Annotated in this window: 18 protein-coding genes; 5 read left to right on the top strand and 13 right to left on the bottom strand. The window is 51.6% G+C overall.

Going from position 1 to position 14,582, the window contains the following annotated elements; all coding sequences use genetic code 11:
• Positions 1 to 166: 166 nt before the first annotated feature.
• The 3 genes from ACFQ1Z_RS06500 to ACFQ1Z_RS06490 all read left to right on the top strand — a co-directional run bounded on the left by ACFQ1Z_RS06500 (position 167) and on the right by ACFQ1Z_RS06490 (position 4,662).
• Positions 167 to 1,714, top strand: a complete 1,548-nt coding sequence (locus tag ACFQ1Z_RS06500; RefSeq protein ID WP_379056466.1) for an HD-GYP domain-containing protein — start codon at positions 167 to 169, stop codon at positions 1,712 to 1,714.
• 3 nt (positions 1,715 to 1,717) lie between these two features.
• A complete protein-coding gene (locus ACFQ1Z_RS06495; protein WP_379056464.1) occupies positions 1,718 to 3,541 on the top strand; it encodes an EAL domain-containing protein in 1,824 nt (607 codons plus the stop codon).
• Between the two features lie 200 nt (positions 3,542 to 3,741).
• Positions 3,742 to 4,662: an alpha/beta hydrolase gene (locus tag ACFQ1Z_RS06490; RefSeq protein WP_379056463.1), complete on the top strand. Its 921-nt coding sequence runs from the start codon at positions 3,742 to 3,744 to the stop codon at positions 4,660 to 4,662.
• A gap of 15 nt (positions 4,663 to 4,677) precedes the next feature.
• On the opposite strand, the gene ACFQ1Z_RS06485 is transcribed toward ACFQ1Z_RS06490, so the two are convergent.
• The 13 genes from ACFQ1Z_RS06485 to ACFQ1Z_RS06425 all read right to left on the bottom strand — a co-directional run bounded on the left by ACFQ1Z_RS06485 (position 4,678) and on the right by ACFQ1Z_RS06425 (position 12,314).
• Positions 4,678 to 4,902 carry a VF530 family protein gene (locus tag ACFQ1Z_RS06485; protein ID WP_379057190.1) on the bottom strand — a complete coding sequence of 75 codons (225 nt, stop codon included), beginning with the start codon at positions 4,900 to 4,902 and terminating at the stop codon, positions 4,678 to 4,680.
• Between the two features lie 226 nt (positions 4,903 to 5,128).
• A complete protein-coding gene (locus ACFQ1Z_RS06480) occupies positions 5,129 to 5,473 on the bottom strand; it encodes a hypothetical protein (RefSeq protein WP_379056461.1) in 345 nt (114 codons plus the stop codon).
• 11 nt (positions 5,474 to 5,484) lie between these two features.
• Positions 5,485 to 5,862: a septal ring lytic transglycosylase RlpA family protein gene (locus ACFQ1Z_RS06475; RefSeq protein WP_379056459.1), complete on the bottom strand. Its 378-nt coding sequence runs from the start codon at positions 5,860 to 5,862 to the stop codon at positions 5,485 to 5,487.
• Between the two features lie 101 nt (positions 5,863 to 5,963).
• On the bottom strand, positions 5,964 to 6,563 hold the full coding sequence (locus ACFQ1Z_RS06470; protein WP_379056457.1) for a CDP-alcohol phosphatidyltransferase family protein: 600 nt from the start codon (positions 6,561 to 6,563) through the stop codon (positions 5,964 to 5,966).
• Positions 6,564 to 6,586: 23 nt separating this feature from the next.
• A complete protein-coding gene (locus ACFQ1Z_RS06465) occupies positions 6,587 to 6,865 on the bottom strand; it encodes a hypothetical protein (protein ID WP_379056455.1) in 279 nt (92 codons plus the stop codon).
• Between the two features lie 35 nt (positions 6,866 to 6,900).
• Positions 6,901 to 7,581 (bottom strand): hypothetical protein, encoded by a 681-nt coding sequence (locus tag ACFQ1Z_RS06460; RefSeq protein ID WP_379056453.1) that lies wholly within the window; start codon positions 7,579 to 7,581, stop codon positions 6,901 to 6,903.
• Between the two features lie 45 nt (positions 7,582 to 7,626).
• Positions 7,627 to 8,127, bottom strand: a complete 501-nt coding sequence (locus ACFQ1Z_RS06455; RefSeq protein WP_379056451.1) for a hypothetical protein — start codon at positions 8,125 to 8,127, stop codon at positions 7,627 to 7,629.
• Positions 8,128 to 8,223: 96 nt separating this feature from the next.
• Positions 8,224 to 8,667 (bottom strand): membrane protein insertion efficiency factor YidD, encoded by a 444-nt coding sequence (gene yidD / locus ACFQ1Z_RS06450; RefSeq protein ID WP_379056450.1) that lies wholly within the window; start codon positions 8,665 to 8,667, stop codon positions 8,224 to 8,226.
• A gap of 6 nt (positions 8,668 to 8,673) precedes the next feature.
• Positions 8,674 to 9,255: a GNAT family N-acetyltransferase gene (locus ACFQ1Z_RS06445; protein WP_379056449.1), complete on the bottom strand. Its 582-nt coding sequence runs from the start codon at positions 9,253 to 9,255 to the stop codon at positions 8,674 to 8,676.
• Positions 9,256 to 9,296: 41 nt separating this feature from the next.
• The gene (locus tag ACFQ1Z_RS06440) at positions 9,297 to 9,818 is read right to left on the bottom strand and encodes a hypothetical protein (RefSeq protein WP_379056448.1); all 522 of its coding nucleotides are present in this window, start codon (positions 9,816 to 9,818) and stop codon (positions 9,297 to 9,299) included.
• Between the two features lie 90 nt (positions 9,819 to 9,908).
• Entirely contained in the window at positions 9,909 to 10,370 is a 462-nt protein-coding gene (locus tag ACFQ1Z_RS06435) for a hypothetical protein (RefSeq protein WP_379056447.1), read from the bottom strand.
• A gap of 129 nt (positions 10,371 to 10,499) precedes the next feature.
• Positions 10,500 to 11,450 carry a Nudix family hydrolase gene (locus ACFQ1Z_RS06430; protein WP_379056445.1) on the bottom strand — a complete coding sequence of 317 codons (951 nt, stop codon included), beginning with the start codon at positions 11,448 to 11,450 and terminating at the stop codon, positions 10,500 to 10,502.
• A 3-nt stretch (positions 11,451 to 11,453) separates the two neighbouring features.
• Positions 11,454 to 12,314 carry an ATP-binding protein gene (locus ACFQ1Z_RS06425; protein ID WP_379056444.1) on the bottom strand — a complete coding sequence of 287 codons (861 nt, stop codon included), beginning with the start codon at positions 12,312 to 12,314 and terminating at the stop codon, positions 11,454 to 11,456.
• Between the two features lie 178 nt (positions 12,315 to 12,492).
• Between ACFQ1Z_RS06425 and ACFQ1Z_RS06420 the strand changes: the two genes are divergently transcribed.
• Positions 12,493 to 13,059 (top strand): Maf family protein, encoded by a 567-nt coding sequence (locus ACFQ1Z_RS06420; protein WP_379056443.1) that lies wholly within the window; start codon positions 12,493 to 12,495, stop codon positions 13,057 to 13,059.
• A 50-nt stretch (positions 13,060 to 13,109) separates the two neighbouring features.
• Complete coding sequence (rng, locus tag ACFQ1Z_RS06415; RefSeq protein ID WP_379057189.1) at positions 13,110 to 14,576, top strand: ribonuclease G; 1,467 nt, start codon at positions 13,110 to 13,112, stop codon at positions 14,574 to 14,576.
• Positions 14,577 to 14,582: the final 6 nt, after the last annotated feature.

The raw sequence follows: 14,582 nt of genomic DNA, 5'->3' as shown, positions 1-14,582 counted from the left end.
ACTATCCTGTCTGCGCTAAAAATAGCCAGCAGTGCAGTTAACATAACTTTTCTCCGCCACTGCTCAACTTGCCCACCCGCCCGCCGTTATCAGTAAACAGACCTGACATCTCAGGCTGCATGACCATAGCTGATAGGTGCTAAATTGAATAACGGGTTATAGTGCAATGACAACCAACGCATTGCAGCGTATGCGTACCGGAGAACTGGCGCTCGGTATGTTTGTCGCTGAATTAGACATTCCATGGCTGGATAGCCCATTTATCTTGCAGGGTTTCCTGATAGAGAATGAAACGCAACTGAGCGAGTTGCGTACGCTATGCCGTGAAGTCATGGTAGACAGGAATATGTCTACCGGCGGCCATTTTGTGCCCCTAAAACGTGAAAAAGCCACCGGTGTCGCCCGCACTGCCTCTGCCAGGCCGCAGGGAGAGCGCTCAGCCAGCGTCAGCCATAGCCGCACTGCATCCACTGCCAATAGTTTTTTAAAAGTCGTACACGCCCTGCGCGAAGGCAAAGTGCCGCCGGTGGTCGATGTGCATTATGCGCAAACACCGTCCGCCACAGCAGCCAGCGCGCCCGCTGCAGCCAGGCCGGACTCGGCGCAAGCACCGCAAAAACATCATCAGCAGGCCTCGGTGTCGTTCTGGAACCGGCTGTGTAACTGGCTTTACGGCCTAAGCACGCCGCAGAAGAAGCATGCCGATAGCGACCTGATCAAACTGCAGAAAACCGCCGTTGCCCAGCCACAAACAGCCGCCTCAAATACGCCAGTCGAGCTCGAGATCGTCGAAGTGTATCCGCAGTTTGCCAAAACAGAGGCGGATACGCGCGATGTGTTTGAGAAGATCGCCCTAGGCACCAATGTCGACCTGGTGCACGTCAGCCAGTCACTCGATAATATGCTGCAAAGCATAGAGCGCAACCCGGATGCGTTGCTATGGCTTTCGCGCCTGCGGCAAAGCGATGATTATGCTTATAATAAAGCGCTGTATGTCAGCATCAATATGATGGCATTCGGCCATTTTCTGTCGCTGCCGAGAAAGCAGGTCAAAGACCTGGGCATGGCTGGCTTGTTTCAGGATCTGGGCAAGATCCAGATTCCTGCCGAGATCCTGCAAAAGCCGGGTCGGCTGGAAGAAAGCGAGTTTGTGCTGGTCATGCAGCATGTGCAGGCCAGCCTGGACACCTTGCGTTCAAATACCGATATCAGCGCCGATGTGATGCAGATAGTGGCTGAACACCATGAACGGTTTGATGGCAGCGGCTACCCCAATCAGTTGCAGGGTGGCGAGATCTCATTGCCGGGGCAGATCGCCGGCATCATGGATACCTATTGCGCCATGACCAGCGATAAACCCTATGCCAAAGGCATGTTCAGCCATCAGGTGCTGGAACATCTTTACGCCAGCAAAGACCAGAAATTCGGTGCATCATTGATCGATCAGCTGATCCAGTTTTTTGGCATTTACCCGGTCAGCTCGCTGGTGGAGCTCAATAGCGGCGAAGTCGCAGTGGTGATCCAGCAGAACCAGATCCGGCGCTTGCAACCGCGCGTGATGATCTTGCTGGATACACAGAAAGTCCGCATGAAATCGCCGGTCACCCTGGACCTGATCCAGGGCCCGCTGACCCCTGGCGGTGAAGCCTACCGGATAGTGCGCGGCTTGCCCCCGGATTGTTACGGGCTGAACCCGGCGCATTATTACGATTAAACCATGCAGCCTATCCCACACAGCGAGCACAGCGAACGGCTGGAAACCAGCAAGCCCTTGCTGAAGCGCTCATTCCGTCGTTACCAGCCTTTAGCCGCCGATGCACTGGCAGCCCGCTTGCTGCAGTTCGGCTTAAAACCTGCAGATATCACGCGCAGGCCGTTGCGATTGCAGCCGGCGCAAGTAACGCAGATACACACGCATTTAATGAGTGAGCCACAGGCCGATGCCGCGCTGGTGCAGCAATACATGCAGGCGCTGCAGCCGCTGGGGCTACGCCATGACTGGGATACGTTTGCCGACGCCATCAACGATCTGGCCGTGGTCTGGGTCGATCTCTATGCAGAAGGTGTTTCTATCACTGCGGTGGATACCTTATTAAGCGCCATCGCCGTCACCCTAAGGTTTACCCCATGGGTCTCACAAAGCAAAACGCGCGCACTGCAGCACTGCCTTGCGCATCTGCTGATAGAGTCAGCCGCCAGGTACGACCATACCGCCCTCGAATTCGCCAGACGCCATCATCAGCATAGCCACTTGCCTAACGGGCGCATGCTGATAGAGCAATTGCAACAGTTACTGATCTTTAGCCAGGCAGAAGCCGGCTTGCTGCTGATCAGCTTTAAACTGAGTTCTACCATGCTGGATGGTCATAGACACCGCATGCCTGAAGTCGCCGTTGAAATCATCAAGCGCCTGCAACAAAGCCTGCCCAAAGACCATAGCCTGTTCCATCTTGACTCCTACGAGTTTGCCGTATTGTCGCCGCAGTTAGACCATAATGTGAAGCTGGACCTGCTCTCGGCCAAGCTGCGACGGCCATTTGAATTCACCGTCAATGTCAATCACCAGCTGTTTTCCGTGAGCCCGGTGATAGGTGGTGTTTGCCGCGATGCCACCCACAAAAAGGCCGACGATATGCTGGCGCAGGCACGCCTGGCGCTAGAACACGCCGATACTACCTATCAGGCGTTTGCCACTTATTCAGAAGCACTCAGCCTGCATGCCGATGCCAGCGCGCAACTGCGGCAAGACGTACTGGAAGCGTTCGAGAATGACCGCATGGCCTTGTATTTACAACCTATCGTCGATACCTTTAGCGGAGAATGCATGGGTGCCGAGGCATTGTTACGCTGCCGCAATGCCCATGGTGAATTCATCCCGCCGCCGGTGGTGATAGAGGTGTTGTATCAACAAGGCCTGGGCAATATGTTTATCCGCTGGCTGATCAATACCTCATGCCGCCTGGCCAGCACTCTCAAACAGAAAATAGAGCAGCCGATTTTTCTTTCCATCAACCTGACAGCCGACGACCTGATCAACCGCGAACTGCCTTATTTGCTGGCTCAGGCATTAAAACTGTGGGATGTGGAAGCCAGTATCTTCACACTGGAGATCACCGAAAATGGCTTACTGGTGGATGAAGATACCGCCGTCGAAATCATGCGCGAATTCACCAGCATGGGTTGCCGCATGGCTCTGGATGATTTTGGCACTGGTTATTCTTCCATGTCGCGCCTGCGTAACCTGCCTATAGACCTGGTGAAAATCGATCAATCTTTCGTGCGTAACGTCGCGCATTCGGCGCAGGACCGCGCCATCGTCCAGGGCATCATCACCATGGCGCACGGTTTGGGTAAAAAAGTGGTGGCCGAAGGTGTTGAAGATGCTGATTGCCGCACCATCATCGAGTCATTGCAATGCGAGAAGATTCAAGGTTATTACTTTGCCCGGCCTTTACCATTCGAGCAGTTTTTAGCCTGGGTAGAGCACGGGCAAACAGCCGCTGCGCCAGACCTGGTGCAAAACCAGCAGGCAACTGCCTGAGCTTTGCTGCCACTCACTGCATGCGCCAGCAAGCCAGGCGTTCAGCAAACTATGCAGTCTGATAGGCTGGCCGCGTCTGGTCGGTGAGCAACTTCTGTAATTGAAATGAATCTTTTCCTGGCTCAAAGCTCATAGCTGTGTGATTCTGCTGGTGCATGAATCAAAGTCCTGATCACCTACGCCTATACTAACAATTATGTATGCCTGATTTCGCTGCCACTCCTGCCCGTTTATACACTGGTGCGTTGATCGTCATGGGTTTGCTGGCTAGCGCCTGTTCGCCGGTGAATATACTCAATGCAGTCATCTCTGATAAAGGCTATAGACTGAGCAGCGGCGTCGCTTATGGTGAGTTAGCGCGGCAGAGACTGGATATTTACACCCCCAACGCCGCGTTGACGAGCCAGCATGAGTCGCAAGACAAAACAGCCAATACCAGCCAGGCAACCCGCAAAGGCCTGCCGGTGGTGGTTTTTTTTTACGGCGGCAGCTGGGATTCCGGCGATCGCGGCAGCTATAAATTCATAGGCGAAGCTATCACCAGCCAGGGCTTTATCGCCGTGATTCCCGATTATCGCGTTTACCCTGAGGTGCTTTTCCCTGACTTTATGCAAGACCCGGCCCAAGCTGCCAAATGGGTCAAACTGCATGCGGCTGAATTTGGCGGCGACCCCGAGCGTGTGTTCCTGGCCGGCCATTCCGCCGGTGCGCATATCGCCGCCATGCTGGTGCTGGACCCGGAATTTCTTGCCCAGCAGGCTAGCCAGCCCGGAGATTTTGCCGGCATGATAGGCCTGGCCGGCCCTTATGATTTCCTGCCGCTAAAAAGTGAGCGATTAAAAACGATTTTTGGTGACCAAGAGCAGCGACCTAAATCGCAACCCATCAACTATGTCACCGGCCACAATCCTCCAATGTTGCTGATGGTAGGTGACAAAGATGGCACCGTCTGGCCCAGAAACACTTACAACCTGGCCGCCAAAATCAAGGCTGCAGGCGGCCCGGTTGAAGTTGCCGAGTTTGCCGGTTATGGCCATATCGATATGGCGGCCAAACTGGCAAAACCCCTGCGCGACCAACGCATGCTAGAGACGATCACAGCATTTATCAAACAGCATTAGCTGTGGCAGGGCAGCTTAGAAAGTAGCAAGATACAGGTTCTCTACCTGCTCCCTGGCCCAAGGCGTTTTGCGCAAGAACTTCAGGCTGGATTTCACCGATGGGTCATTCTTAAAGCAATTGATATTGATTTTATCGCCAAGCTTTTCCCAACCGTAGTGATCAGCAAGTCTCACCACTATATGCTCAAGCGTGATGCCATGTAAGGGATTGTTGGACTGCGCAGGGGGTGTCTGGGTCATCTGGGTTACGTCATTCATTTTCGAGTAGCTAGCATATTTAACACTTAAGGTTTTCGCCTGCAAGACGCGCTTTGTTTTAGTTAAATCCAGCGATTGAGTAATATCAACATCTTGCTCAAACTGGTTTTCAAAATCTTTAGCCTTCATATAGTTTGATCTCCTCAGGACGAGAGCGGCATATGCGGCATACTCGCGGTACAAGATATTTCCTGGTGTGCGTGTGAATCTAGCGATCTTGCTGCCAGTGAAACTTGTGCATCAGCCTGTGTACCACAGGCGTAAGCACCAGGCCAACGGTGACTATAAAGATCAGGCCTGCATAAAGCGCATACAGGCCGGCAAACAGTTTGCCATCATCTGTCTTGGGTGCATCCACCGGACCCATTCCACCCATCAGCATGGCCGAGTTTAAAAAGGCATCACGCCAGGCCAGGTCTTCAAAGTGCATGTATCCGGCCATGCCAATGGCCAGGGAGAGTAGCAGCAAAGCCACAGCCGCAAGCGCATGCAGTGCAACGCGCTTGACGAACAGTTTGCGTGGAATAAGTGGTTTGATTTTTGGTTCGTACATGGAGTTAAGTATTATTCGATAACCTCAATCTGCACATCAATCACACCGTTTGCAATGCTGCTTATCTCACTGAATGCAGACTTTGAAAGATCAATTATCCGTCCCTTTACAAATGGACCCCTATCATTGATTCTGACAATCACCGTTTTAGCATTATCGACGTTCGTCACTTTAACCAGAGAACCTAATGGCAATGCTTTATGAGCACCTGTTTTCAGTTCCTGTTTATATAGCTCACCACTTGCAGTTTTTTTTGACTGGTGACTGTTGGCGTAATATGACGCCTTTCCACTTTCCTTGTAGCCGACCCAGTTGGTATCGGACCTTGGACTGATGGTGCCGCATCCACTAATCACAAAGGCGATACAAATTAAAAGATATCTAGTCAACTTTAATCCCTGCTTGAAAAGAAAGTAATGAATAAATCTGTTTATTTCAAGTTTAAGTGTCACCAGCCAGAGAGTAATTGATAGTAGGTAAAGAGTACAAGCTAGTAGCCAATGTTTTTTTCGTTGCGTTGTGCTGCACGCAGTCGCAAGGCATGGAAAATTGTTGGTACATCGTGGGTCCATTTTTTTAGCGTGAGCGAAATAGCTAAACCTTCTATGTCAGCCACGATGCCAATATAGATGAACAAAGTCACAAATATGCCCTGGTCATTGAACGCAAGCAGGGACATAAATCCAATAAAAAGAAAAATCCCCCACAGCTTGGACGACCACATGTGATAGCTGGTTTCGCGTCTATACTTATAATAATCAATGATATATCTAAGTATTTCTAAGGCGAGAAGTATGAGGATAGGGTATATGCGATCCAGGATCGCTTGTGGATGTAATATCCAGGCTGCGCCTGCAGCACCTATGTAAAAAATGGAGTCCGCAATGCTGTCTAGGCGGCGCAAGCCTTCGGTTGCAATATTCAGCCGGCGGGCAATGATGCCATCAAAGATGTCGGATAGAAAGGCGATAGTAAGGCATAAGCCGAAAGCTATTGGGTCGGGCCACAGAATGGCAAGTAGCAATACTACAGGCCCTAGAATGGCACGAGTAGCAGTTAAGGCTAGAGGAAGTTTTTTAGATAATGTCACGAAAAGCTGTTTCTATGTGGCTGTTAAATCTTCTTAGAGCTACGACCATCAATCATCCAGCCAACGAAATACAAGATCATCAATGTGGGTAGTCCCAAAAGAGCGTAGGCGCCAATCCATGATAGGTTTTGTAATTCCGACGATAAGCCCATTGCATCAATGCCAGCCATTTGAAGCGCCAAGGGTAATTGTAAAAAAACGTACTGACCTTTGAAATCACCCTCCGCTGAATAAGCAATAGCAAAACACGCAATCATGAATAATGCGTAGATTATGCAAAGCATTTTCCCGATGCGACTCATAAATTTTCAATAGCCCTGATGTTTGATTATCAGGATCACTTCTCTAGATTTGAAACATCGTGTATAGACTGAGGCTGCCAAATTTGGCGTTTTCGGAAAGCATATAAACATATACCAACCCATGACGGAATAGCTAGCGCTGTAATGATCACTGGTTCAATGCTTTCAATCATTACAAATGCGTGCCCTATGTTCCAGATAAGGCAGGTTGGAACAAATACTTTCCAAAAGGTGAGATTGAAAATTGCTTTGTTCCAAGCGTATCCATATAGTCCCACTATCGTTACAAGCAAAAAGCTTAAATCAATTAGCCACTCAAGCGTGCTGTAGTAGACGATAGGGGTAAGGCTAGGAGCAGACAAGGCTAGAAAGAAAAAGAAGTATGTTTTCCAAAGCGTTCTAGGTTTTTCGGTTAAGGAGAAAGATATAAAGAAACCAAAAATTGGTAGATGAACAAATAGTTCAGTCACTAAAGCGCGATTGTCATTGAAGGGTATTGCGCTTGAAACTATCCAGGAGGCAACTATACCTACAATGCAGCCTAGAAAGGCATAACTTCTACGGGCAATACTTATTTTGCGAAAAGCAAAAACAACCAGGCTAAGTAGCAGTATCAGGGTTTGCATAACAATTAAAAGCAATGCATCCTGATTGTCTCCCCAGGCAAACGCATAAGTTGGAACCGCCAAAAAGATTAAGCCAATAAATTTTTTCAAGTCTGTCCTTACCGTTTGATCAAAGATTTTGGATGGCAGTTTGTATCAGCCAGCATGCCTAGCCTTAATCCACTGACGAATGCCAAGTATAGCTAAACCTAAAATAGCAGAATATACACAAAAAAGATGAAGTTTCCTGAGCGAGACCAGCTGATACAGCACGTTAGTCTCACTAAATGGGAACAGCGGGGTGATGTCAGCGTGCATAACACTATCGAACACGATGTGAGAGCAGCTGCCTATGCCTGCACCTAGCCAGATAGCGCGTGCGCTCAAGCTTTGCCATTGCAGTAAATCAGGTAGGCTGAAGCGTGAGGCGAGCTTTAAGGCAGCAAAGAAAATAAGCGCGGTGGCCAGCATAATGATGCTGGCGCCTATGTAAGTATGAAAAAATCTGTGCAGCGGATATTGCCCGGTGAGCATGTAATAAAGCGGCTCAATATCGATCAGCACATTGGCAGCGCAAAAAGCCAGGAAACTGACGTGCCTGGGCGCAACTGCATGAATCGCTGCGCCAGGGCCAAAATGAAAGGGAGTGATGGGCATGCTTAGTTTAGCGCTCTATATTGAAAATAAGCACGCGTGCCAGGGGGTAACCGCAGTCGCTGGCTGGTAGGCCTAAGCTCGGTATCAGATAACTGGTCATCTGGCATAGGCGTTTCTTTCGAGTTTTGGCGGCAGATGAATGTCTTCCTCTTTCTTTTCGTCTTTATTGTTGCGCGAGGTCCAATCACAACTACATACATCTGCACATTGCAGGGCCTCGAAAAAAGGGCAGGATCTCAGGTTAGGCATCTTGCACTCATGATCGCAAGGCAAGTTGCACACCATATCGCAATCGCCGCGTTGTAGCCGATGCGGTCTGAGTCGTGGCGGGGAGTAGCGGTGATGAGAGACCCCGCAACGATACAGCCGCTTTCTTAGCACAATACAGCCATCAATGACGCCATAGCGCTGTATCGCACGAAAACCAAGAGCCGAGCAGCTGGCATGCCCGGTGTGATAGCGGTAGGCACAATGAAAACCTTTATACGGGGAGATAAAGCGCTGATAAAACCGGATCGCGTAGAGTGCCAGGGATTGCATAGTTTTTTATCTAACGGTTGAATGCCAGGTGGGGCTGGCGGCAGATGCGCGGTACAAGCAATGCTCTCGCATGGCGTGGCCATCTGGCAACGCAGGATGTTGGAAAGTAAGCTGATCTTTTTGCATGTTCAGTCGCTGCATGACGCGTTCCGAGCGTTCATTGTTCAGCGTAGTGAAGGCGACCACTTCAGGCAATGACAGGGTGTTGAAGGCAAATTCAAGCGTGGCGGCGGCGCCCTCGGTCGCCAGGCCTTGGCCCCATGCGTGCTGAGCGAGTCTCCAGCCTATCTCTACGCAGGGCGAGAACGGTAATTCTGCAATAGGGATGTGCAGGCCAATAAAGCCAATGAATGCACTGGACGACTTTTCCTGAGCCGCCCAGAACCCCCAACCGCGTTGTTCGATCAGATCATGGCAGCGCTGGGCCATTGGGTTACTCTCTTGCTCGCTGAGCTTGGCCGGGAAATACCGCATCACTTCGTCGTCGCTGTTGATCTGCGCAAAGGCAGGGAAATCAGAAGGCTGCCATTGCCGCAGTAACAAGCGCTCTGTTTCAATTTGGTAGAGGTGCGGCATGAGGGTTTTCAAGGGGCGGACTTAGCTATTGGTGCTTGAGCGATGGATGATCTCTATTCAATTGCAAGCGTATCCAGTATCTCTAGCAAGGGCGCTACTTTTGGCAGATTTTCCCCAACTTGTGAGATGTGTATATCTGCCCAACAGCCATTCTTAAACTTTTCAGCAACTATATTGAGTTGTTTGATGGTGGTGCTTTTATACGGCACTTCTATAGTGAATTCAGCCACACTAAAGCCCGCGTGATCATATGTTGTTATGTTTTTGGCTTCGCCATATGACGGATTTTTTATGGCGATATCCAGACAAGCTTTGCCGCTATTACACTCTACCGCCAATGTATCTAAATAAAATGAAAAATTGATATATTGTTGTTCATTGGTCAGGTTGTAATAAACCGTCGTGCCATCGGGCTTGATCTGCTCTTTAGAGATAAAGAAATTGTTTTTTGGTTTGGATAGCGTGCATGGCGTTTTGGTGGTGAAGAACACTCTGCGTGTTTCTGTGTCATTCACCTCAGCCTGGGCTGCAAATGTAGAAAACAGCAGAAGTATTAACAGACGATTGCAAGGCATACTAAACCTTTCAAAAAAATGCTGGCTGATGGCATCAGCCGCGTCATTGAGCGCAGCCGCCTGAATGATGGGTCAGGGCTCATAAACAGCTTACTGTGCTGTAGTGATCTTGCTATACATAAAGTCGTACTGCCTGGCGTTGATCTCTTTGACCTTCTCTACGATCGCGTTGAGCTGATTCGCTACCTGGCACGAGGCTGCCGGTGTGGAGGGTATATTCTGCTGATTAGCCGCAGTCACTATGCCCATGATCTCAGTTGTCAGCGGGCGCTTCTCGGTTTCAAATGCAGCGAACTCGGGTGAAGCCAGCATATCGTTAAAGAACTTGGCCTGGGCCTGGTTGGTCCAGCCCAGCCTGTTTGCCGTTGCTTGCACATCGTTATCCAGCTCGGCTTCACGCTTGCGCTGTGCCTCTCTGATAGACTTGAGCGATGTCTCCATCTGCGCCTGCGCTTGGGCGGCTTGTTCCGGAGTAGTGCATTCAGTGTTCTGTTGGGAGAAAGCTTGCCCGCAGAAGGCGGTGAATAAGAGGATAGTGATGATAGCTTTCATGGCCGCGTGATCGCTTATTTAATTTTTATAAAAAGTTTTTAAATTTTAATGCATCCTAAGATATAAATTTAAAAGCGTCAAACTACTTGATCAGGCAGGTTGAGATCAGTGTGGAAACCGCGCCGGGCTTTACCAGCAGGCTCTTTGCATGGCAATGCCGCGCGCGCCACTGGCTAGGGCTTGTGGCAGGTGTTCAGGGCGCATGCCCCCCAGCCCATAGACTGGGATCTCCAATCCACTCAGTAGGTCAGCAAACTTTTCCCAACCGAGGTTATTGGCGCCCGGGTGACTTGCTGTAGGCAACACTGGCGAGAGCAGGGCGCAGTCTAGTTGCAGATGCTGGGCTTTCTGCAATTGCTCAAGATCATGGCAGGAGGCGCCAGTCAGCAGGTTTTCTGGTTTTGTGAGCATGGCCATCAGGCGCTGGCTGTTCAGGTGCACGCCCTGGTAGCCGAGTTGCGTGGCTAGTTCCGGGCTGCCATTGAGCAGGCACCGGCAATCGTAAGCTGTACACAGGGCTAGCACTTTTTCGCTTAACTGGGCGAGCGCGTCCTGGCCCAGATTGGGCTCGCGTATCTGTATTAGTTGCAGGCCTAGGTCCAGTTGCTGCCTGAGTGCCTGCAAGAAGGCGGTCTCGCCCATCTCCTGCACATTGCTGATGGCGTAGACGGGTGGTAATGACAGCGCCTGCATGATAGGGGCATTCGCAGGCAGCACCGGGCTCACGTTCAGCTGGCGCGGATGCTGCCAGGCAAGCTGCTGGCCTTCGCGTGCTTGTAATTCACCCTGCCATGCGCTGACAAAAAAGAAATGCAGCAACACGGTTTTGGCTTCGGCGTCATGCGTGGCGGGGTAGTCGTAACGCCGTTTGATCCAGGGTTGTATCTGGGTGGGGGTGATGCCTAGTTCTTCCTGCGCTTCGCGGATCAAGGCGTGTGCTGGGCTTTCGCCGCTTTCTATCTTGCCACCGGGGAACTCCCACCAGCCGGCCCAGCCTTTGCCTTGCGGGCGGCTGGCGAGCAGGTATTCACCGTTGGGTCGTATCAGAATGGCGACCGCGACCTGGACTAGTTTGCTCATGGCTCAGGATTTCAGTTGCAGTTTGCCGGCGTAATCCTTGGCAAACTGGTAAGCGACGCGGCCACTGCGGGCGCCACGGGTGTGGTAAAACTGCAGCGCAGCATGGCGGGCGCTGTCATCCATGCTGACGTTAAAGGTCTTGAGCCAGTGTTCGGCAATGCTCAGGTATTCATCCTGGTCAAAACTGTAGAAAGAGAGCCACAGGCCAAAGCGTTCGGCCAGCGAGGTTTTTTCATCAATGGTATCGTTGGGGCGGATCTCGCCGGTTTTCTCCAATACCGGCTGGTTATCGGCCATGTATTCCGGCATCAGGTTTTTGCGGTTGGAGGTGGCATAGACCAATAAATTCGATGATGCATTCTCGATCGAGCCATCCAGAATAACCTTCAAGGCTTTGTAGCCGGTGTCGTTGGCTTCAAAGGTGAGGTCATCACAGAAGATGATAAATTTTTCCGGACGGTTTCTGATCAGTTGCGTGATCTGCGGCAGGTCGGTCAGGTCCTGCTTATCGACTTCTATCAGCCTTAAACCTATCTCCGAATAAGCATTCAACAACGCTTTGACCAGTGAGGATTTGCCGGTGCCACGCGCGCCAGTCAGCAGCACGTGGTTAGCCGGCAGGCCCTGTAGAAACTGCTGGGTGTTACGCACCACTTCTGCTTTTTGCCTGTCGATAAAACGGATATCTGCCAGCGCGACTGTATGCGGATGTTCTACCGCTTGCAGTTGGCCTTGCGCGCCATGTTTGACCCAGCGCCAGGCGGTGACTTGCCAGTTAGGCTCAGCCAGCGGTGCAGGTAGCAGGGTTTCCAGGCGCGTGATCAACTGTTCGGCGCGCTGTAGCAGGTGTTCTATCTGGTTCATGCGGATTTTCTTGAGTCATGGTGTGAGGTGAGCGGCTATTGTACACAATGCCGCAACAGCCTGTCAGTGCCAGTATGGCTTAGGCTTTGCAAAAGGCCGCAGCGCAAAAGCGGGCGTGTTTGTGTTAACTTGTCGCACTGATATAAATAAGGTTTTAAATCGCTACAGGTGACAGACTATGCAACATAAGAAAATCATTCTGGCATCGCGCAGCCCGCGCCGCGTGGAGCTACTGGCGCAACTCGGTGTGCAATGCGAAATCGTGCCGGCGGATATCGATGAATCCGCCCTGGCAGGTGAAGACCCTGCTCTGTATGTGCAACGCCTGGCAAAAGCCAAAGCGCTGGCAATCGCTGCCACCCGTGCTGATCACGCCTTGCCTATCCTGGCTGCAGATACCACGGTGGCGCTGGGGCAGGAGATCCTGGGCAAACCGGCAGATGCGGCGGAGGCGATGGCGATGTTGTCACGCCTGAGCGGCAGCGTGCACCTGGTGCATACGGCGGTGGCGGTTTACCAAGGCGGGGCGGTGCAGTGTTTATTGAGCACCACACAGGTGGAGATGATGCAGGTGCCCATTCATGTATTGCAGGATTATGTGGCCTCGGGTGAACCGATGGACAAAGCCGGTGCCTATGGAATACAGGGGCGCGCGGGTGCCTGGATCGCGCGTATCAGCGGTAGTTATAGCGGGGTGATGGGCTTGCCTTTGCACGAAACGGCGCAGTTGTTGCACGCGTGGTAAACTCTGGAAAAAAACGGTAACGGTTTGGGATCGGGTAAAGCAAAATGTCATTGGCGCAGGAAGTACTAATCAACGTCACGCCGCAGGAGACGCGCGTGGCGATCCTGGAACAAGGTGTGGTCCAGGAGCTGCATATAGAGCGGGCATCTTCACTGGGCATAGTCGGTAACATTTATCGCGGCACGGTGGTGCGGGTGTTGCCCGGCATGCAATCTGCATTTGTTGAGATAGGCCTGCCCAGGGCGGCCTTTTTACATGCTGCGGATATCATGGAATGCCATGCCGAAGAGGGCGACATTAAAACCGACCGGCCTATCCAAGAAGTCCTGCATGAAGGCCAGTCCATCATCGTGCAGGTGATCAAGGAAGCCATAGGCACCAAGGGTGCACGCCTGACTACCGAGATCAGTATCGCCGGCCGTTTTCTGGTCTATTTACCTTACCAGAAACATATAGGCGTCTCGCAACGCATAGATATAGAGGAAGAACGCGAGTTCTTGCGTAACCGTTTGCTGGGCCTGCTGCCCGAGCAGCGCGAAGGCGGCTACATCATACGCACCATGTCAGAAAACGCCACCGATGAAGAGTTGCTGGCAGACATAGAATACCTGCGCAAGGTGTGGAGCAAGATACAGACCGAGAGCACCACGGTGGGCGAACGCTCGCTGATCTTCTATGACCTGAGCCTGCCGCGCCGCATCCTGCGCGACGTCGTGTGCAAGGAAACCACCAATATCCGTGTCGATTCGCGCGAAATGTTCGAGCGGCTGAAAGAGTTTGCCGAGTTGTATGTCTCTCACGCCGTCAAGCCGCTCACGCATTACAAGGGTGAGCGCTCATTATTCGAGTTTTATGATATTGAAAATGAGATCGAAAAGGCACTGTCACGCAAAGTCGAGCTTAAATCTGGCGGTTATCTGATCTTTGACCAGACCGAAGCCCTGACCACGGTGGATGTGAATACCGGCAGTTTCGTCAGCGGCAAAAACCTGTCTGACACCATTTTTAAAACCAATCTTGAAGCCGCACAAACCATCGCCCGCCAGCTGCGTTTGCGTAACCTGGGTGGCATCATCATTGTCGATTTTATTGATATGGATGAAGATGCACAGCGCGAGGCGGTGCTGGAAGAGTTGCGCAAAGCAGTGACGCTGGATAGAGCGCGCATCAACGTCAACGGCTTTTCTACGCTGGGCCTGGTAGAGCTGACGCGCAAACGCACGCGTGAGAGCCTGGCGCATCTGCTGTGTGAATCGTGCAAGGTGTGCCAGGGGCGCGGCGAGCTGAAAACCGCGCAAACCATCAGCTATGAGATCATGCGTGAACTGTTGCGTGAATCCCGGCAGTTCAAGAGTGCCAATGCCTTCAAGATACTGGCGTCGCCAGAAGTGATCAATATGCTGGGCGACGAAGAGTCACAAAGCCTGGCCAGTCTCTCTGACTTTATTAAAAAGCCGGTGACGCTGCACCCGGATACCCAGTACGGGCGTGAAGAGTTCGATATCGTCTGGATGTGAGTTGGA

It is taken from the genome of Methylophilus luteus (assembly GCF_042676265.1).
In the GTDB taxonomy this organism is placed as follows: Bacteria; Pseudomonadota; Gammaproteobacteria; order Burkholderiales; family Methylophilaceae; genus Methylophilus; species Methylophilus luteus.
Note: the sequence above shows the minus strand (reverse complement) of the source record. Positions and strands in the feature narration are given on the sequence as shown.